We start from the raw sequence: 17,524 nt of genomic DNA, 5'->3' as shown, positions 1-17,524 counted from the left end.
AGGCTTACTGCCCTGGCCGGAACGTTTGGTACGACGTCGAGATCCGGGACCTAAGCACACAAGACGGAATCCGGAGGTACAGACGCGATGGCGCGCCAGGTTCGCTCGGAAGCCACCCGGAGAAAGATCCTCGATGCGGCGATAGACGTCTTCGGCGAGGTCGGGTACGCGGCGGCGGGATGGAACACCATCATCGAGCGGACCGGGATGACCAAGGGCGCCCTCTACCACCACTTCGATTCCAAGGAATCGCTGGCGTCGGCCATCATCGAGGAGGGTTCGGAGACGATCCTCGTCGCGTTCCGCAACGTGTGCGGGTCGTCGTCGCCGGCGCTGGAGAACATGATCCACGGCACGTTCACGATCGCGAACCTGCTCACCTCCGACAAGACGGCGCGCGCGGCCGAGCAATTGACCGCCGCCCTGAGCGGATTCAACGAGGCGGCCACGCACTTCTGCGCGAGCCTGGTCGAGCTGATGGCTACCCAGGCGCGCAGGGCGGCCACCGAAGGCGACCTGCGGGACGAACTGGACCCGGTCGTGGTCAGTGAGTCGATCGTGGGCGCGATGTTCGGCGCGCGGTTTTTGGCCAACGCCATGGCGGCGAAACCGAGCGCCGAGGCCACCGCCGACCGGACCGGTCAGATGTGGGAGCTCTTGCTCGCCTCGATCGCGACGGAGGCGTCGCTGCCGTACTTCCGTCAGTTCCTCGCCCGCGAGGCGCTGCGCCACACGGGGACGGCCGCGCCCGCCCGAAACTAGTGGCGATCGCGAGCGCGGCGTGGCCGGGCGCTGCGGGTCGCCACCATCGGACCAGTGGCGATCGCGAGCGCGGCGTGCGTGGCCGGGCGCTGCGGGTCGCCACCATCGGACCAGTGGCGATCGCGAGCGCGGCGTGGCCGGGCGCTGCGGGTCGCCACGGTTGGCTAGGCGCTGACCGCCGCGCGGTTCAACTCGACGATGCGGGCGGGGACGCCGGCCACCACCGCGCCGTCGGGCACCGGTTTGGTGACGATGGATCCGGCGAGGATGCAGGCGCGGTCGCCGACATCGACGCCGAGCACCATCGCCATCGGATAGATCCACACGTCGTCCCCGATGACGGGGACCTTGCCCCTTGCCTCACCGATCGTCACACCCTGGTAGATGCGGCAGTTGGCCCCGATCCGGGCCTTGTAGTGCACCCAGATCGGGCCCGGGTGCACCAGCGACAGGCCAGGACCGGCCACGTTGCGCGACACGTACAGGCCCACCCGCTCGCCGAGCAGTTTCGTGCGCAGCCGCAGCCACGCGGCGACGAGCCGCCCGAACGGCGTGCGTGCGGAGTTCGTCCAGTACTCGGATTTGCGCAGCATGCGCTGAAAATAGGCGGGCCGCTCCAGCAGGCGATAGCGGAACTTCCACCGGTCGAGACCGTTCGCCCGCAAGTCCGACGCCAGGTAGCTACGCAATTCCTCACGCGTCGTGATCACGGCATGACCATACTACTGGCAGGTTAATGCCGTCTTACCCATACCTGTGGTATCCCTGTGAGGCCCGGGGCTACCGTTCGGCCACCCACAATTGTTCGGTCAAATCCTGAAACGCCGCGAGGGCGAATTGGTCGTCGGCGCGCATGACGGCCGACTTGCTCATCAAAGCCCGCACCACGGACCCGTCCTTGTGCGCCAATTCGACGACCATGTTCGCCAGTGCGTGCACGGCAGACAACAGCGAATCGGACTCCGGGGCCTCGTGGAAGATCTCGTCGAACCGCAGGGACAGAACCTCTTCGGGCTCGCAGCCCACCATGTCGGCGAACGCGGTGTTGGTAAACAGGATGCTGCCGTCATGCCCGATCGCGAGCACGGGAATCGGAATTCTTTCCAGAACGACCAACGCGGGCAACTGCTTCAAGGTGCTCATCGGTGATTGGCTGTGTTGCCGGTTGCGTCGTCGCTCCACACGCCGATTATGGACTATCGCATCGAACGGTTTTGAGACTTTCTCCGATCGACGGACAAGATGCATATGAACCGATTGCGGTAAAACTGAAAACACAAATTTTCGTTCAGCCGGCCGTGCCGGAAACCGGTCCCGTGCCCGTCGCCTCGCAGCGCGGGAACACACCGGTGGGCGCCGGCAGGGCCGTGCCGGGCACCAGCCGCGCGGCGATGGCGTCGAACGCCCGCCGGTCGGTGGGCTGGCCGAGCAGGTCCAGCAGGCGGCCCGCCGACTCGGGCATGACGGGCTGCACCAGCAGCGCCGCGATGCGCACCGCCTCGCAGGTGGTGTAGAGCACGGTGCGAAACCTCGCCTGATCGGCCGTCGACTCGCTCTTGCGCAGGACCCACGGCTGCTGCGCGGAGAAATACTTGTTCGCCTCGCCGAGCATCAGCCAGACCGCCTCGAGCCCCAGGTGCATCGCCTGGGCGTCGAAGTGGACGCGCACCCGCTCCAGCAGGCCGTCGGCGGCGGCCAGCAGCTCGTCGTCGGCGGCGGTGAACTCGCCCGGTTCGGGCACCACCCCGCCCAGGTTCTTGGCCACCATCGACAGTGACCGCTGCGCCAGGTTGCCCAGCTCGTTGGCCAGGTCGGCATTGATCCGGGTGACGATCGCCTCCTCGCTGTAGCTGCCGTCCTGCCCGAACGGGACCTCGCGCAGCAGGAAGTAGCGCACCTGGTCCACCCCGAACGTGTCGACCAGCTCGTCGGGCGCGACGATGTTGCCCACCGACTTGCTCATCTTCTCGCCCCGGTTCAGCAGGAACCCATGCGCGAAAACCCTTCGGGGAAGCTCGATTCCGGCCGACATCAAAAACGCCGGCCAGTAGACGGCATGGAACCTGATGATGTCCTTGCCGATCATGTGCAGGTCGGCCGGCCAGTAGCGGCGGAACAACGCGGAATCGGTGTCGGGGTAGCCCGCGCCGGTCAGGTAGTTGGTGAGGGCGTCGACCCACACATACATGATGTGGTCGGGGTGCTCGGGCACCTGCACGCCCCAGTCGAACGAGGTCCTCGAAATCGACAGGTCGCGCAGGCCGCCGGAGACGAAGCTGATCACCTCGTTGCGCCGCACCTCGGGGGCGATGAAGTCGGGATTGGCCTCGTAGTGGGCCAGCAGCCGGTCCGCGTACGCCGAGAGCCGGAAGAAATAGGTCTGCTCCTCGGTCCATGTCACCGGGGTGCCGGTCTCCGAGGCGATGCGAGTCCCGGCGGCGTCGTCGAGGACCTCGGTCTCGGATTCGACGAAGAATCGCTCGTCGCGCACCGAGTACCAGCCCGAGTAGGTGTCCAGGTAGATGTCGCCGGCCGCCGTCATCCTGCGCCAGATCTCCTTGGACGCCTCGTGATGGTCGGCGTCGGTGGTGCGGATGAACCGGTCGAACGAGATGTTGAGCCGCTCCTGCAGGCGCTGGAAAACGTCCGAGTTGCGGCGGGCCAGCTCGGCCGTGGGCAGCCCCTCGGCCGCGGCGGCCTGGGCGACCTTGAGGCCGTGCTCGTCGGTTCCGGTCAGGAAGCGCACGTCGAAACCGTCGAGCCGCTTGAACCGCGCGATGGCGTCGGTAGCGATGTACTCGTACGCGTGCCCCAGGTGCGGCGCGGCGTTGGGGTACGTGATCGCGGTGGTGACGTAGTAGGGCTTCATCGAGACTCACCCTATTGTGTGGCGGTGGGTTCCAACCGCTCCGGTGAACGAGAAGCGCCGCCCGCGCCCGAGCCGCTGGCGCCCTTGGTCGACGCGCACACCCACCTCGATGCCTGCGGGGCGCGGGACGCCGCCGGGGTGCGCGCCATCGTCGACCGCGCGGCGGCGGTGGGCGTGGGCGCGGTCGTCACCATCGCCGACGACCTGGACTCGGCGCGCTGGGTGACGCGGGCCGCCGAATGGGATCCGCGGGTCTACGCCGCGGTGGCCCTGCACCCCACCCGCGCCGGCGCGCTCGACGACGACGTCCGCGCCGAGATCGAGCGGCTGGCGGCCCACCCCAGGGTGGTGGCCGTCGGCGAGACGGGGATGGACCTGTACTGGCCGGGCCGCCTGGACGGATGCGCGGAGCCGGCCGTGCAGCGGGACGCGTTCGCGTGGCACATCGACCTGGCCAAGCGGTGCGGTAAGCCGCTGATGATCCACAACCGGGACGCCGACGCCGAGGTGCTCGACGTCCTGGCGGCCGAGGGCGCCCCCGACGCCGTGATCTTCCACTGCTTTTCCTCCGACAGTTCGATGGCGCGTCGCTGCGTGGACGGCGGGTGGTTGCTCAGCCTTTCGGGGACGGCGAGTTTCCGCAACGCCCGCGCCCTGCGCGAGGCCATCCCGTTGATACCGCCGGAGCAACTCCTGGTGGAAACCGATGCGCCATTTTTGACGCCGCACCCGTACCGGGGTGCAGCGAACGAGCCGTACTGCCTTCCCTATACTGTGCGGGCGATCGCTGAGCTGCTCGGTCGGCGTCCGGAAGATTTGGCGCACATCACGACCAGCAATGCCCGGCGGGTCTATCGCCTCGCCTCCTGATCCGGTCGGGGGAGCCGGGTGATTTTCCCGACACAGCCGCGTCGGAGTTGCTCAATATTGGCCGGTTCGTTACCGTCTTGTGATCGTACGGAAGGGGGCGCTGCGCGCCCCCGGAATTTGTAGTGATTTTCCTGCTGAGTGGTTCGTAACTGGTTGCTGAGGTCGGGGTAGCGCGCGTTGACTGTATTGACAAAACTTCATCAATCCTCATCACCGATGCTGCGCCTCCTGGTTGGAGCGCTGCTCTTATCGCTGGGCTTGGCGGGCGCGGTCGCGGTTTCCGCGAGCAAGACGGTGACCCTGACCGTCGACGGCGTCGCGATGCATGTGAGCACGATGAAATCGCGGGTGATCGACATCGTCCAGGAGAATGGCTTCAACGTCGACGAGCGCGACGACCTTTACCCCGCCGGTGACGTGCAGGTGGGCGACGCCGCCAACATCGTGCTGCGGCGCAGCCGGCCGTTGCAGATCTCGCTGGACGGCCACGACCCCAAGCAGCTGTGGACGACGGCGTCGACCGTCGACGAGGCGCTGGCCCAGCTCGCGATGACCGACACCGCCCCGGCCGCCGCCTCCCGCGGCAGCAGGGTCCCGCTGGCGGGGATGACGCTGCCCGTCGTGAGCGCCAAGACGGTCCAGATCAACGACGGCGGCGCGACGCGCACCGTGCACCTGCCGGCGCCGAACGTCGCCGGGCTGCTCAGCGCCGCCGGCGCGCCGCTCCTCGAGAGCGACCAGGTGGTGCCCGGCGCGGCGTCCCCGATCGTCGACGGAATGCAGATCCAGGTGACCCGCAACCGGATTCAGCGGGTGACCGAGCGGATTCCGCTGCAGCCGCCCGCGCACCGCATCGAGGACCCGCAGATGAACGTCAGCCGCCAGGTCGTCGAGGACCCGGGCAGCCCCGGCACGCAGGACGTCACGTTCGCGGTGGCCACGGTCAACGGCGTCGAGACCGGCCGGCTGCCCATCGCCAACACGGTGATCACCCCGGCGCGTGAGGCCGTCGTGCGGGTGGGCACCAAGCCCGGCACCGACGTGCCCGCGGTGACCAACGGCTCGATCTGGGACGCCATCGCCGGCTGCGAGGCCGGCGGCAACTGGGCGATCAACACGGGCAACGGGTATTACGGCGGTGTGCAGTTCGACCAGGGCACCTGGGAGCGCAACGGCGGGCTGCGGTTCGCCCCGCGCGCCGACCTCGCCACCCGCGAGGAGCAGATCGCGATCGCCGAGGTGACCCGGTCGCGCCAGGGGTGGGGCGCCTGGCCCGTGTGCAGCGGAAGAGCTGGTGCGAGCTGACCATCCGGCTGCTCGGGCGCACCGAGATCAGGCGGCTGGCCAAAGAGCTGGATTTTCGGCCACGGAAAGCTTTGGGCCAGAACTTCGTCCACGATGCCAACACCGTGCGGCGGGTCGTCGCCACCTCCGGCATCGGCCGCTCCGACCACGTCCTGGAGGTCGGGCCCGGGCTCGGCTCGTTGACGCTGGCGCTGCTTGACCGCGGCGCCACCGTCACCGCCGTCGAAATCGACCCGGCGCTGGCCGGCCGGCTGCCGCAGACCGTCGCCGAACACTCGCACAGCGAGGTCCACCGGCTCTCGGTGTGCAACCGCGACGTGTTGACCCTGCGCCACGACGAGCCGGCGCTGAAGGCCCTAACCCCGGCGCCGCCGACGGCCCTGGTCGCCAACCTGCCGTACAACGTGGCCGTGCCGGCGCTGCTGCACCTGCTCGCCGAGTTCCCGTCCCTCCGGGTGGTCACAGTGATGGTGCAGGCCGAGGTCGCCGAGCGGCTCGCCGCCGAGCCGGGCGGCAAGGACTACGGCGTGCCCAGCGTGAAGGTCCGCTTCTTCGGGCGGGTGCGCCGGTGCGGCATGGTTTCGCCGACCGTCTTCTGGCCGATCCCGCGGGTCTACTCCGGGGTGGTGCGCATCGACCGGTACGCGACGCCGCCGTGGCCCACCGACGAGGCGTTCCGGCGGCAGGTGTTCGAGCTCGTGGACATCGCGTTCGCGCAGCGGCGCAAGACGTCCCGCAACGCGTTCGCCGAGTGGGCGGGCTCCGGCAACGAGTCGGCGAATCGGTTGCTGGCCGCCAGCATCGATCCGGCCCGTCGCGGTGAGACGCTGTCCATCGACGACTTCGTGCGGCTGCTGCAGCGTTCCGCCGTTTCGGGGCACACCCCGGCGAGCTGATCACGATAGTCTGCTGCGGTGTCCGCATCTGACGGAAACACCGCCGCGGCGTGGGTGCCCACGGGATCGGTCACCGTGCGGGTGCCGGGGAAGGTCAACCTCTACCTGGCGGTGGGCGAGCGCCGCGACGACGGCTACCACGAGCTGACCACGGTGTTTCAGGCCGTCTCGCTGCTCGACGAGGTGACGGTTCGCAACGCCGACGTGCTCTCGCTCGAGCTCGTCGGGGAGGGGGCCGAAAAGCTCCCCACCGACGAACGCAACCTGGCCTGGCAGGCGGCCGAGCTGATGGCCGAACACGTCGGGCGGGCGCCCGACGTGTCGATCATGATCGACAAATCCATTCCGGTGGCCGGGGGCATGGCGGGCGGCAGCGCGGACGCGGCGGCGGTGCTGGTCGCGATGAACTCGCTGTGGGAGCTCAACGTGCCGCGCCGCGACCTGCGCATGCTGGCCGCGCGGCTCGGCAGTGACGTGCCGTTCGCCCTGCACGGCGGCACCGCGCTGGGGACCGGTCGCGGCGAGGAGCTGGCCACCGTGCTGTCCCGCAACAGCTTCCACTGGGTGCTGGCGTTCGCCGACGGTGAGCTGCTCACCTCGGACGTGTACGCCGAGCTCGACCGCCTCCGGGAAGGATCGCGGGCGGACGAGCCTCCGCCGCGACTCGCCGAGCCGGGGCCGGTGCTGGCGGCGCTGGCGGCCGGCGACCCGGAGCAGCTGGCGCCGCTGTTGGGCAACGAGATGCAGGCGGCCGCGGTGAGCCTGAACCCCGGCCTGCGCGCCGCGCTGCGCGCCGGCGTGGAGGCCGGGGCCTTGGCCGGCATCGTGTCCGGGTCGGGCCCGACGTGCGCCTTCCTGTGCACGTCGGCGGCCGCGGCGGTGGACGTAGGCACCCAGCTGTCGGGGGCGGGCGTTTGTCGCACCGTCCGTGTTGCGACCGGGCCGGTGCCGGGCGCGCGCGTGGTGCCGGCGCCCACCGAGGTGTGAGAGATTGCACTCGCACGGCGCGACGGTTTGGCAGTTACTTAAGAGGAGTTTAAGATGGCTCGCGGTGACGAGCAGCGGTTGATTGGGATCGCTCATCACCCGTTCGAGACCTAACCGCTGCCCAACTGTGCTCGCGCGCCTGCTGCGAAGTAGCGCCGAGCAGGCGGAACATGAGAATCCGGACCTTCGGACTGCCGGAACCGAGGAGGTTTTTGTGAGCAGGTTTACCGACAAGATGTTCCGCAATGCCCGTACCGCGACGACGGGCATGGTCACCGGTGAACCCCACGCCCCCGTCCGGCACACGTGGGGTGAGGTGCACGAGCGCGCGCGCTGCATCGCCGGCGGTCTGGCCGCCGCGGGCATCGGCCTCGGCGACGCGGTCGGGGTGCTCGCCGGCCTCCCCGTGGAAATCGCCCCGACGGCGCAGGGGCTGTGGATGCGCGGCGCCAGCCTGACCATGCTGCACCAGCCCACCCCGCGCACCGACCTGCCGACGTGGGCCGACGACACCATGACCGTCATCGGCATGATCGAGGCCAAGGCCGTCATCGTCTCCGAGCCCTTCCTGGTGGCGATCCCCGTGCTCGAGGAGAAGGGCATCAAGGTCCTCACCGTCGCCGACCTGCTGGCGTCGGAGCCGATCGACCCGATCGAGGTCGGCGAGGACGACCTGGCGCTGATGCAGCTGACGTCGGGCTCCACGGGGTCCCCCAAAGCGGTTCAGATCACCCACCGCAACATCTACTCCAACGCCGAGGCCATGTTCATCGGCGCGGAGTACGAGGTGGACAAAGACGTCATGGTCAGCTGGCTGCCCTGCTTCCATGACATGGGCATGGTCGGGTTTTTGACCATCCCGATGTACTTCGGCGCGGAGCTGGTCAAGGTCACGCCCATGGACTTCCTGCGCGACACCCTTTTGTGGGCCAAGCTCATCGACAAGTACAAGGGCACCATGACCGCGGCGCCCAACTTCGCCTATGCGCTGCTGGCCAAGCGGTTGCGGCGCAACGCCAAGCCCGGCGACTTCGACCTGTCGACGCTGCGCTTCGCGCTGTCGGGCGCCGAGCCCGTCGAACCCGCCGACGTCGAGGACCTGCTCGACGCGGGCAAGCCGTTCGGCCTGAAGCCGTCGGCGATCCTGCCGGCGTACGGCATGGCCGAGACCACGCTGGCGGTGTCGTTCTCGGAGTGCAACGCCGGCCTGGTCGTCGACGAGGTCGACGCCGACCTGCTGGCCGCCCTGCGCCGGGCCGTCCCGGCGACCAAGGGCAATACGCGCCGGCTGGCCACGCTGGGGCCGCTGCTGAAGGACCTCGAGGCCCGCATCATCGACGAGAACGGCAACGTGATGCCCCCGCGCGGCGTGGGGGTGATCGAGCTGCGCGGCGAATCGCTGACGCCCGGCTACCTCACCATGGGCGGCTTCATCCCGGCCCAGGACGAGCACGGCTGGTACGACACCGGTGACCTCGGCTACCTGACCGAGGAGGGCCACGTCGTGGTGTGCGGCCGCGTCAAGGACGTCATCATCATGGCGGGCCGCAACATCTACCCGACCGACATCGAGCGGGCCGCCTGCCGGGTCGACGGGGTGCGCCCCGGCTGCGCCGTCGCGGTGCGCCTGGACGCCGGCCACTCCCGCGAGACGTTCGCCGTCGCGGTCGAGTCCAACGCGTGGCAGGACCCCGCCGAGGTGCGCCGCATCGAGCACCAGGTCGCCCACGAGGTGGTCGCCGAGGTCGATGTGCGCCCGCGCAACGTCGTGGTGTTGGGTCCCGGCACCATCCCGAAGACGCCGTCCGGCAAGCTGCGGCGCTCCAACTCGGTGGCGCTGGTCAGCTGATCTTTCGCGGTTACCAGGTGTGGACGCGGTTTTGCGCGGGCTCTAGGCCCAGCTCGATGAGCGCCTCGGTGGCGTCGGCGGCCTGCTCGCAGATCGTGGGGACCTCGGGGCGTTCGGTGGCCGTGAAGTTTTCCAGCACGAACGCCGCGGGGTCCTTGCGCCCGGGCGGCCGTCCGATCCCGATGCGCACGCGCTGAAACTCCTTGGTGCCCAGCGCGTTCGCGACCGAGCGCAGCCCGTTGTGGCCGCCCTCGCCGCCGCCGATCTTGAGCCTGATGCGGCCGAAGTCGAGGTCGAGGTCGTCGTGGATGACGATGATGTCGGCCGGGGCGATCGAGTAGAACTTCGCCAAAGGCCCCACCTGGCGGCCGGATTCGTTCATGAAGCAACGCGGCTTGGCCAGCAGCACCGAGTGCCCGGCGAGCCGGCCGCTGACCACCTCGGCGCCGGAACGCTTGTGCGCCTTGAACTTCGAGCCCAACCGCGCGGCAAGCAGGTCGGCGACCATGAACCCCAGGTTGTGCCTGGTGCGAGAGTAGTTGTCTCCGGGGTTCCCCAGGCCGACCACCAGATAGGGCTCGGCCACCTCGCGGTCCGCCTACTCGGACTCGGCCGCGGGGGCCTCGGCCTCCCCGCCCTCTTCTTCGGCCTCGGCAGCCGGCGCCTCCTCGCCCTCGGCGACCTCGCCGGCGCCCTCCTCCTCGAGGTCGGCGGCGGTGGGCGCGTTGACCACGTTGACCACCAGCAGCTCGGGGTCGGACACCAGGGTGACGCCGCGGGGCAGGGTGATCTGCCCGGCGGTGAACTGGGTGCCGGGCTCGGCGCCCTCGACGGACACGGTCAACTGCTCGGGAATCGACAGGGCATCGGCCTCGATCTCGATGGTGTTGGTCTCCTGGGTGACCAGGGTGTCGGGTCCGGCCTCGCCCTCGATGAGCACCCTGACCTCGACGACGACCTTTTCGCCGCGGCGCACGACCAGCAGGTCGGCGTGCTGAATGGTGCGGCGGATCGGGTGGATGTCGAGCGCCTTGGTCAGCGCCAGCTGCTCCTTGCCCGCGATGTCGAGGGTCAGCACCGCGTTGGTGCCCGAGTGCCGCAGCACCGCGGCGAAGTCGTGCCCGGGCAGCTCCAGATGCTGGGGGTCGGCGCCGTGGCCGTAGAGGACGGCCGGAATCTTGCCGTCGCGGCGGGCCCGGCGCGACGCTCCCTTGCCGGTCTCGGTTCGCACCGTCGCCGCGAGTTGGTTGCCTGACTTGGCCATCGTGTCGCTCCTGTGTGCTTTCGTTCGGGGGCACGGCGAGGTCGCGACAAAGAGTCGGTCTCCGTCGATAACGGTGCTGGCTATTCAGCCGGACACCCTCGCCGTGACGCCTGGTCAGGGTAGCGCATGGGGTGGTGTCGCGGAAATTCGTCGAGGCGGATCCACCTCCGCAGTCACATCCGTCCCGTTGGCCCCCGGCCGGGAGGACGGCTCCGTTTGCCCGCCTCACAGCGACAAACGCGCTCGGTGGTGTGGATCCCGGGCTCAACGCGACGCCCCCGGTTCGCAGTCGGCTAGAGCGGGAATTTGGTGCCCGTCAGCTGCTCGGACAGCTCCCACAGCCGGGCGGCGGTGGCCGCGTCGCGCGCCCGACGGCTGCGCCGGACCGCTTGGGTGCCGCCGATGGAACCGAATCGGGGGCCGACGAACGTGTCCCCCGGCAGGTGCCGCGCCGCCGCGTACAGGGTCTGGCGCGCGCCGAAATCGGCGTCGGTGGCGAACACGCGCGTGACGGCCACCATCAGCGCGTCGCCCACCTTCCGGCCCGACGCCCCCTGCAGGTTCGTGTGCGAGTAACCGGGATGCGCCGCCAGCGCCCGAATGGGCGAACCGGCCGCGTCGAGGCGGCGCTGCAGCTCGCTGGTGAACAGCAAGTTGGCCAGCTTCGACTGGCTGTAGGCCAGCCAGGGGGAGTAGCGCCGGTTCTTCCAGTGCAAATCGTCGAAGTCGATGCGACCGGCCCAGTGCGCCATCGACGACACCGTCACGACGCGATCGGTGAGCTTGGGCAGCAGCAGGTTGGTCAAAGCGAAGTGACCGAGATGGTTGGTGCCGATCTGGCTTTCGAAGCCGTCGACCGTCAGCGCGTGGGGGGCGGCCATGATGCCGGCGTTGTTGATCAGCACGTCGGCGGCGTCGACGCCGTCGGCGAAGCGGCGCACCGACGACAGGTCCTGCAGGTCGAGTGGGCGCACCTCGACTTGACCGGGCATCTGCCGCGCGGCGGCCTCGCCTTTTTCCGTGTTGCGCACGGCCATCACGATTTGGGCGCCTTTCGCGGCCAGCTCCCGCGCCGTCACCGCGCCCAGCCCGCTGTTGGCGCCGGTGATGATGACGGTGCGCCCGGCGAACGACGGCAGGTCCGCGGCGGTCCAGGTCGTCATGCGTGAGAAGCCTAGTGCCCCTTAGTAGAGAGCGCCGAACTCCAGCGGCACGGTTATGGGCCCGGCGACGGCGCGGTGCGCCTCGAAGGGGTCGGTGAGGTGCTCGAAGTCGACTGGGGCGATCCTGCGTCGAAAACGCTTGGTCGGGCGGATCTGCGCGATCTGGCGGATGTTTTGCGGGTCGACGGCAGTCATGGTGGCTAACATGAGCCAGAATGCGGAGCTTCCGCCGTTAACGTGGAGCGATTTGGGCGTGAGCGAGTTGCTGCCGACCGGCACGGTGACGTTGCTGTTGGCCGACGTCGAGGGCTCGACGCGGCTGTGGGAGACCCAGCCCGAAGAGATGACCGCCGCGCTGGCGCGCCTGAACAAGACGGTCGACGAGGTCGTCGCCGCGCACGAGGGTGTGCGGCCGCTAGAGCAGGGCGAGGGGGACAGCTTCGTGGCCGCGTTCTCGCGCGCGTCCGACGCGGTGGCGTGCGCGCTCGAGTTGCAGCGGGCGCCGTTGGCGCCCATCCGGCTGCGCATCGGGATTCACACCGGCGAGATTCAGCTGCGCGACGAGTCCAACTACGCCGGCCCGACGATCAACCGCACCGCGCGACTGCGCGACCTGGCCCACGGCGGCCAGACCGTCCTGTCCGGCGTGACCGAATCGTTGGTCGTCGATCGGCTGCCCGACGGGGTGTGGCTGAGCGATCTGGGCAGCCATCCGTTGCGCGGTGTGGCGCGTCCGGAACGCGTGCTGCAGCTATGCCATCCGGACCTGCGCAACGAATTCCCGCCGCTGCGTGCGCGCCATGCGGTTGCCTCCCACAACCTTCCGGCTCAGCTGACGAGCTTCGTCGGCCGCCAAGCCCAAATGGGGGAGTTGCGGCAACTCGTTGCCGACAACCGGCTGATCACGTTGACCGGCGCGGGCGGTGCGGGCAAGACCCGCCTCGCCGTGGAAGTCGCCCCTACACTCGTCAGTGAGTTTTCCGATGGGATTTGGTACGTCGATCTTGCCCCCATCGCCAATCCCGCGGTGACCGCGGCGACCGTTGCGCGCACCCTCGACCTGCCCGATCAGCCGGGCCGTTCGACAATGGACGTGTTGCTGCGGTTCTTTGACGAAAAGAAAATGCTGTTGCTGCTCGACAACTGCGAGCATCTGCTCGAGCCGTCCGGAGCCCTGGTTGTCGAGCTGCTGGCGAACTGTCCAAAGCTCACGATTCTGGCCACCAGCCGTGAGCCGCTCGGGCTGCCCGGTGAGCTCAGCTGGCGCGTGCCCTCGCTGCCGCCCGCCGGTGAGGCCATCGAACTCTTCGCCGATCGCGCCCGCCGGGCGCGACCGGATTTCGTTGTGGACGAAGGTAACTCGGCCCTGGTGCAGGAGATTTGCGAACGCCTCGATGGCATGCCATTGGCGATCGAGCTCGCGGCGGCGCGGATTCGGGCGCTGTCACTGCGCCAGATCGTCGACAGCCTGCACGACCGGTTCCGGCTGCTCACCGGCGGAGCCCGCACCGCCGTGCGTCGGCAGCAGACGCTGCGCGCCTCGGTGGACTGGTCGCATGCCTTGTTGACCGGAGCCGAGCAGGTCTTGTTCCGTCGCCTCGCCGCGTTCATGGGCGGTTTCGATCTGGACGCCGCGCAGGCCGTCGGCGCCGGTAGCGAGGTCGAAAGCTACCAGCTACTCGACCAACTCAGCCTGTTGGTCGACAAATCGTTGGTGGTGGCCGACGACACAGGTGACGGAATGCGATACCGGTTGCTGGAGACGGTGCGCCAATACGCGCAGGAAAAGCTCGGCGATTCCGGCGAGGCCGACGAGGTGCGCACCCGCCACCGCGACTACTACGCGAGCAGGGCCACCCACCTCGAGTCGACCGCACAATCGGGCGACGAGCCGCTGGTCGAGTGGGCCAAAGTCGAGCTCGACAACCTGCGGGCCGCGTTCGCCTGGAGCCGGGAAAACTCCGAGCCCGAAGCGGCATTGCGGCTGCTGTCCACCTTGCACCGGTTCTGGTTGCGGGGCTGGCGTTTTAAAGAGGCGCTCGTCGGCTTCGACGCCGTGTTGCCCGAGGCGGAGCACTCACCGGCGGTATGGGTGCGCGCCGTGGCCGACCGGAGCATCCTCGCCGTGTGGGCGGGCGTGCCGACGGACGTGGGGAGGGCGCACGAGGCACTGGCGATCGCTCGTCAGCTCGGCGACCCGGCGCTGCTCGCCCACGCCCTCACCGCCTGCGGATTGCTCGGCGTCTACAGCGGCCCCGAGATCGGGCAGCCCTGCTTCGCCGAGGCGATCGACATCGTTCGCGCGAGCGGTGATCGATGGACGCTGAGCCAAATCTTGAGCTACCAGGCGACCTTGAACGTGTATGCCGGCGACCAGCTGGCGGCCAGGGCGGCCGGCGAAGAGGGGAAAAGCGTCGCCGAAGCGCTCGGTGACCGATTCACCTCCTTGGGCTGCGGGGTGTGGCTCGGCGCAGCGGTGGGGATGCTGGGAGATCTACCCCGAGCCACCGAGCTCCTTCGATCCCTCGTCGCGGAGGCCGAGGAAGCCGAAGACCTCGCCATGACGGCGGTCGCGAGCGTGACCTACGCGAATGTGCTTGCCTACCACGGTGATGCGGATGCCGCGGAGGCCGCGATGCACACAGGGCTAGGGGCCGCAGACGCGATGGGCGGTTATTACGCGGACGCGCTGCACGCGGCGAAGGCGAATGCGGCCCTGGCCAAGGGCGACATCGTCGCGGCCAGGCAGGCATCCGAGGAGTCCCGGCGGCACACCGTTCCGCTGCGCGAAGCATTCATTCGGTGTTTCAACCCGCTGGCCGAAGCCGCCTTGGCCGAGGGAGATCTGGTCGCGGCGCGCCGCTGGGTCGACGACACCGTCGCGGTGGAGCCGGGCTCGCACAAGTCGGTGGCGCTTACCGTGCGTTCCCTTGTCGCGCTGGCCCAAGGCGAGCCGGAGCAGGCGGAACGCGACGCCCATGACGCCCTGGCGATCGCGGCCAGCACTCAGGCATACTTTCGTGCCCCCGACAGTTTGGAGTGCGTCGCCCGTTTGGCGGCCGACGACGGCAGCCATGCGTACGCGGCGCGTTTGCTGGGCGCGGCGGACGCCATGCGGCAGCGGCTGGAACACCCCCGCTATCCGATGTATCAGCCCGGCTACGAGACTGTGCTGGCGACGGTTCGGGATGCGTTGGGGCAGAACGGCTTCGATGCCGCATGGGCCGAGGGTGCCGCGCTGTCCACCGAGGAGGCGATTGCCTACGCGCAGCGCGGCCGCGGCGAGCGCAAACGTCCCACTACCGGCTGGGAGTCGCTGACCCCGACGGAAAACGACGTGGTGCGCCTGGTCCGGGAGGGGTTGAGCAACAAGGACATCGGCGCGCGGCTGTTCATCTCACCCCGCACCGTGCAGTCCCACCTCACCCACGTGTACGCCAAGCTCGGCGTGACGTCCCGCATCCAACTGTGCCGCGAGAGTGCAACTACCGACGGTGCGACTTGAGAAACGTGTAGCCAGTTACATTTTCGCGGCGAGGATTTACTTCGCGGCCACCACGAACCCGTGGATGATCGCCTCGATGTCGGGCGCCTGCGCGGCGGCCTGCCCGGCCAGGCTGGTGATGGTCAGCTGAACCAGGTAGCGCTGGCGCGCGGGCGGTGACCCGGTGGCGATCACGATCCGGTTCCAGCTGTGCAGCCGGGTGCCGTCGAGGTCGTAGCTGCCCTGGATCATCGACGACGGAAAGCCGTTGTAGTCGGCGGTGGACGCGTCGAGTTGCTTGAAGTCCGCGAACAGCTGGGCGTCATCGTTGCCGTGTTTGACGACTTGGCCCGGATCGAAGTTGCCGTGCAACGCGAACACCACCAGCCGCGCGGTCGGATACTTGCCACCCTTGGAGATCATCACCGTCTCCGGCGCGATCTTCTTCGGATCGTTGAAGGCCGTCCAGCCCGGTGGCGTCGGAATCGACACGTTCAGGTCGGTCAGCGCCCCCGGGGCCACCTGCTGCCCGCTGACGCCGATGTCTTGCAGATACTTCGACAGGGGAACGGGCTTGGCCGTCGTCGTGTCGGTGGTGCTGCTCGTCGGACTGCGCGTCAGGACCGATTGGTAGTCAGGGGCTTTCGGGGCACAGCCCGTCACGGCCAGCGCGACCACCACAACGGCGCCGGCCCAGACCCTCACAGAATCTCGTGGACCGCGTCGATCGGCCGGGCCAGCCGGGTGCCCTTCGGCGTCACGACGAACGGTCGCTGGATCAGAATGGGGTGCTCGGCCATGGCGTCGAGCAGCTCGTCGTCGCCGGCCGAGTCGAGCCCGAGCTCGGCGTAGATCGGCTCGCGCGTGCGCACCGCCGCGCGCACGTCGATGCCCGCGTCGCGGATCATGCGCACCAGCTCGGCCCGCGACGGCGGGGTCTTCAGGTACTCGATGATCTCGGGCTCAACGCCCTTGTCCCGCAACAGCTCCAGCGTCTTGCGCGACGTGCTGCACTTGGGGTTGTGGTAGATAGAAGCGTCGGCCATCTAGGCGTCCCCGTCGAATAGTCCTGTGACCGAACCGTTTTCGAAAACAGCGCGGATCGTGCTGGCCAGCAGCGGCGCGATGGACAACACCGTCAACTGGGGGAAACGCTTCTCCTCCCCGATCGGCAGGGTGTTGGTCACGATCACCTCGCGCGCGCCGCAGGCGGCCAGGCGCTCGGCGGCCGGGTCGGACAGCACGCCGTGGGTCGCCGCGATGACCACGTCGGAAGCGCCGTCGTCGTGCAGCAGCTTGACCGCGCCCGCGATGGTCCCGCCGGTGTCGATCATGTCGTCGATCAGCACGCAGGTGCGGCCGGCCACCTCGCCGACGACCCGGTTGGACACCACCTGGTTGGGCACCCGCGGGTCGCGGGTCTTGTGAATGAACGCCAGCGGGACCCCGCCCAGCGCGTCCGCCCACTTCTCGGCGATGCGCACCCGGCCGGAGTCGGGGGAGACGACCACCATGTTGCCGTCGGGGTAGTTGTCCTTGATGTAGCCGGTCAGCAGGTTCTGGCCGCGCATGTGGTCGACGGGCCCGTCGAAGAAGCCCTGGATCTGGTCGGTGTGCAGGTCGACGGTCACGATCCGGTCGGCGCCCGCCGTCTTGAGCAGGTCGGCGACCAGCCGCGCCGAGATCGGTTCGCGGCCGCGGTGCTTTTTGTCCTGGCGGGCATAGGGGTAGAAGGGCATGACCGCGGTGATCCGCTTCGCGCTGCCCCGCTTGAGCGCGTCGATCATGATCAGCTGTTCCATCAGCCAGCGGTTGACCGGCGCGGGGGCCGACTGCAGGACGAACGCGTCGCAGCCGCGCACCGATTCGTGGAAGCGCACGAAGATCTCGCCGTTGGCGAACTCCCGCGCGGTCTGGGCGGTGACGTGGACGTCGAGTTCCTTGGCCACCTGTTCGGCCAGCTCCGGGTGCGCGCGGCCCGAGAACAGCATCAAGTTTTTGCGATTATCGGTCCAGTCGTGGCTCACCGTGCTGCCCTCGAAGTATTGGGGTCTAGGGACGCCCCATGGTACGTA

Annotated in this window: 17 protein-coding genes; 7 read left to right on the top strand and 10 right to left on the bottom strand. The window is 68.8% G+C overall.

Annotated elements, in window-relative coordinates; genetic code table 11:
- The first annotated feature begins 87 nt into the window (after positions 1–87).
- Positions 88–762, top strand: a complete 675-nt coding sequence (locus tag BST11_RS07985) for a TetR/AcrR family transcriptional regulator (protein WP_083137391.1) — start codon at positions 88–90, stop codon at positions 760–762.
- 164 nt (positions 763–926) lie between these two features.
- On the opposite strand, the gene BST11_RS07975 is transcribed toward BST11_RS07985, so the two are convergent.
- From BST11_RS07975 to metG, 3 genes are all read right to left on the bottom strand, one after another.
- Positions 927–1,472: a serine acetyltransferase gene (locus tag BST11_RS07975; RefSeq protein WP_083137390.1), complete on the bottom strand. Its 546-nt coding sequence runs from the start codon at positions 1,470–1,472 to the stop codon at positions 927–929.
- Positions 1,473–1,542: 70 nt separating this feature from the next.
- A complete protein-coding gene (locus BST11_RS07970) occupies positions 1,543–1,905 on the bottom strand; it encodes a PAS domain S-box protein (RefSeq protein ID WP_067324731.1) in 363 nt (120 codons plus the stop codon).
- Positions 1,906–2,050: 145 nt separating this feature from the next.
- The gene (gene metG, locus BST11_RS07965) at positions 2,051–3,631 is read right to left on the bottom strand and encodes a methionine--tRNA ligase (RefSeq protein WP_083137389.1); all 1,581 of its coding nucleotides are present in this window, start codon (positions 3,629–3,631) and stop codon (positions 2,051–2,053) included.
- Positions 3,632–3,649: 18 nt separating this feature from the next.
- Between metG and BST11_RS07960 the strand changes: the two genes are divergently transcribed.
- The 5 genes from BST11_RS07960 to BST11_RS07935 all read left to right on the top strand — a co-directional run bounded on the left by BST11_RS07960 (position 3,650) and on the right by BST11_RS07935 (position 9,538).
- Positions 3,650–4,501: a TatD family hydrolase gene (locus BST11_RS07960; RefSeq protein WP_083137388.1), complete on the top strand. Its 852-nt coding sequence runs from the start codon at positions 3,650–3,652 to the stop codon at positions 4,499–4,501.
- A gap of 177 nt (positions 4,502–4,678) precedes the next feature.
- Complete coding sequence (locus BST11_RS07955; protein ID WP_211284671.1) at positions 4,679–5,806, top strand: resuscitation-promoting factor; 1,128 nt, start codon at positions 4,679–4,681, stop codon at positions 5,804–5,806.
- Entirely contained in the window at positions 5,770–6,702 is a 933-nt protein-coding gene (gene rsmA, locus BST11_RS07950; protein ID WP_083137462.1) for a 16S rRNA (adenine(1518)-N(6)/adenine(1519)-N(6))-dimethyltransferase RsmA, read from the top strand. Before BST11_RS07955 ends, rsmA begins: the two co-directional genes overlap by 37 nt.
- Positions 6,703–6,720: 18 nt before the next feature.
- Positions 6,721–7,689, top strand: coding sequence for a 4-(cytidine 5'-diphospho)-2-C-methyl-D-erythritol kinase (locus BST11_RS07945; RefSeq protein ID WP_067324723.1), 969 nt, complete (start codon positions 6,721–6,723; stop codon positions 7,687–7,689).
- 214 nt (positions 7,690–7,903) lie between these two features.
- Positions 7,904–9,538, top strand: a complete 1,635-nt coding sequence (locus BST11_RS07935) for a fatty acyl-AMP ligase (protein WP_083137460.1) — start codon at positions 7,904–7,906, stop codon at positions 9,536–9,538.
- Positions 9,539–9,548: 10 nt separating this feature from the next.
- On the opposite strand, the gene pth is transcribed toward BST11_RS07935, so the two are convergent.
- The 4 genes from pth to BST11_RS27565 all read right to left on the bottom strand — a co-directional run bounded on the left by pth (position 9,549) and on the right by BST11_RS27565 (position 12,160).
- Positions 9,549–10,124, bottom strand: a complete 576-nt coding sequence (pth, locus tag BST11_RS07930; protein WP_083137386.1) for an aminoacyl-tRNA hydrolase — start codon at positions 10,122–10,124, stop codon at positions 9,549–9,551.
- A gap of 12 nt (positions 10,125–10,136) precedes the next feature.
- Positions 10,137–10,802, bottom strand: a complete 666-nt coding sequence (locus BST11_RS07925) for a 50S ribosomal protein L25/general stress protein Ctc (RefSeq protein WP_083137385.1) — start codon at positions 10,800–10,802, stop codon at positions 10,137–10,139.
- Between the two features lie 293 nt (positions 10,803–11,095).
- Positions 11,096–11,965, bottom strand: a complete 870-nt coding sequence (locus tag BST11_RS07920) for an oxidoreductase (protein WP_083137384.1) — start codon at positions 11,963–11,965, stop codon at positions 11,096–11,098.
- A gap of 21 nt (positions 11,966–11,986) precedes the next feature.
- Positions 11,987–12,160 (bottom strand): hypothetical protein, encoded by a 174-nt coding sequence (locus BST11_RS27565; protein ID WP_158086772.1) that lies wholly within the window; start codon positions 12,158–12,160, stop codon positions 11,987–11,989.
- On the opposite strand from BST11_RS27565, the gene BST11_RS07915 reads away from it, so the two are divergent.
- Complete coding sequence (locus BST11_RS07915; RefSeq protein WP_083137383.1) at positions 12,159–15,470, top strand: helix-turn-helix transcriptional regulator; 3,312 nt, start codon at positions 12,159–12,161, stop codon at positions 15,468–15,470. The genes BST11_RS27565 and BST11_RS07915 overlap by 2 nt on opposite strands.
- A gap of 36 nt (positions 15,471–15,506) precedes the next feature.
- Here BST11_RS07915 and BST11_RS07910 read toward each other — a convergent pair whose 3' ends face one another.
- Genes BST11_RS07910 through BST11_RS07900 form a run of 3 tightly spaced genes read right to left on the bottom strand, consistent with a single transcriptional unit; the run spans position 15,507 to position 17,476 of the window.
- Positions 15,507–16,154 (bottom strand): LpqN/LpqT family lipoprotein, encoded by a 648-nt coding sequence (locus BST11_RS07910; protein WP_083137382.1) that lies wholly within the window; start codon positions 16,152–16,154, stop codon positions 15,507–15,509.
- The gene (gene arsC / locus BST11_RS07905; protein WP_083137381.1) at positions 16,151–16,495 is read right to left on the bottom strand and encodes an arsenate reductase (glutaredoxin); all 345 of its coding nucleotides are present in this window, start codon (positions 16,493–16,495) and stop codon (positions 16,151–16,153) included. The genes BST11_RS07910 and arsC overlap by 4 nt, the downstream gene beginning before the upstream one ends.
- Complete coding sequence (locus BST11_RS07900) at positions 16,496–17,476, bottom strand: ribose-phosphate diphosphokinase (protein ID WP_083137380.1); 981 nt, start codon at positions 17,474–17,476, stop codon at positions 16,496–16,498.
- Between the last annotated feature and the right edge of the window lie 48 nt (positions 17,477–17,524).

It is taken from the genome of Mycobacterium alsense, assembly GCF_002086635.1.
In the GTDB taxonomy this organism is placed as follows: domain Bacteria; phylum Actinomycetota; class Actinomycetes; order Mycobacteriales; family Mycobacteriaceae; genus Mycobacterium; species Mycobacterium alsense.
Note: the sequence above shows the minus strand (reverse complement) of the source record. Positions and strands in the feature narration are given on the sequence as shown.

Excerpts from the sequence above, each read along its gene's own strand:
- BST11_RS07985 (WP_083137391.1), top strand. The coding sequence starts at position 88 with ATGGCGCGCCAGGTTCGCTCGGAAGCCACCCGGAGAAAGATCCTCGAT.
- BST11_RS07970 (WP_067324731.1), bottom strand. The coding sequence starts at position 1,905 with ATGAGCACCTTGAAGCAGTTGCCCGCGTTGGTCGTTCTGGAAAGAATT.
- metG (WP_083137389.1), bottom strand. The coding sequence starts at position 3,631 with ATGAAGCCCTACTACGTCACCACCGCGATCACGTACCCCAACGCCGCG.
- BST11_RS07925 (WP_083137385.1), bottom strand. The coding sequence starts at position 10,802 with ATGGCCAAGTCAGGCAACCAACTCGCGGCGACGGTGCGAACCGAGACC.
- BST11_RS07920 (WP_083137384.1), bottom strand. The coding sequence starts at position 11,965 with ATGACGACCTGGACCGCCGCGGACCTGCCGTCGTTCGCCGGGCGCACC.
- BST11_RS07915 (WP_083137383.1), top strand. The coding sequence starts at position 12,159 with ATGGTGGCTAACATGAGCCAGAATGCGGAGCTTCCGCCGTTAACGTGG.
- BST11_RS27565 (WP_158086772.1), bottom strand. The coding sequence starts at position 12,160 with ATGACTGCCGTCGACCCGCAAAACATCCGCCAGATCGCGCAGATCCGC.
- arsC (WP_083137381.1), bottom strand. The coding sequence starts at position 16,495 with ATGGCCGACGCTTCTATCTACCACAACCCCAAGTGCAGCACGTCGCGC.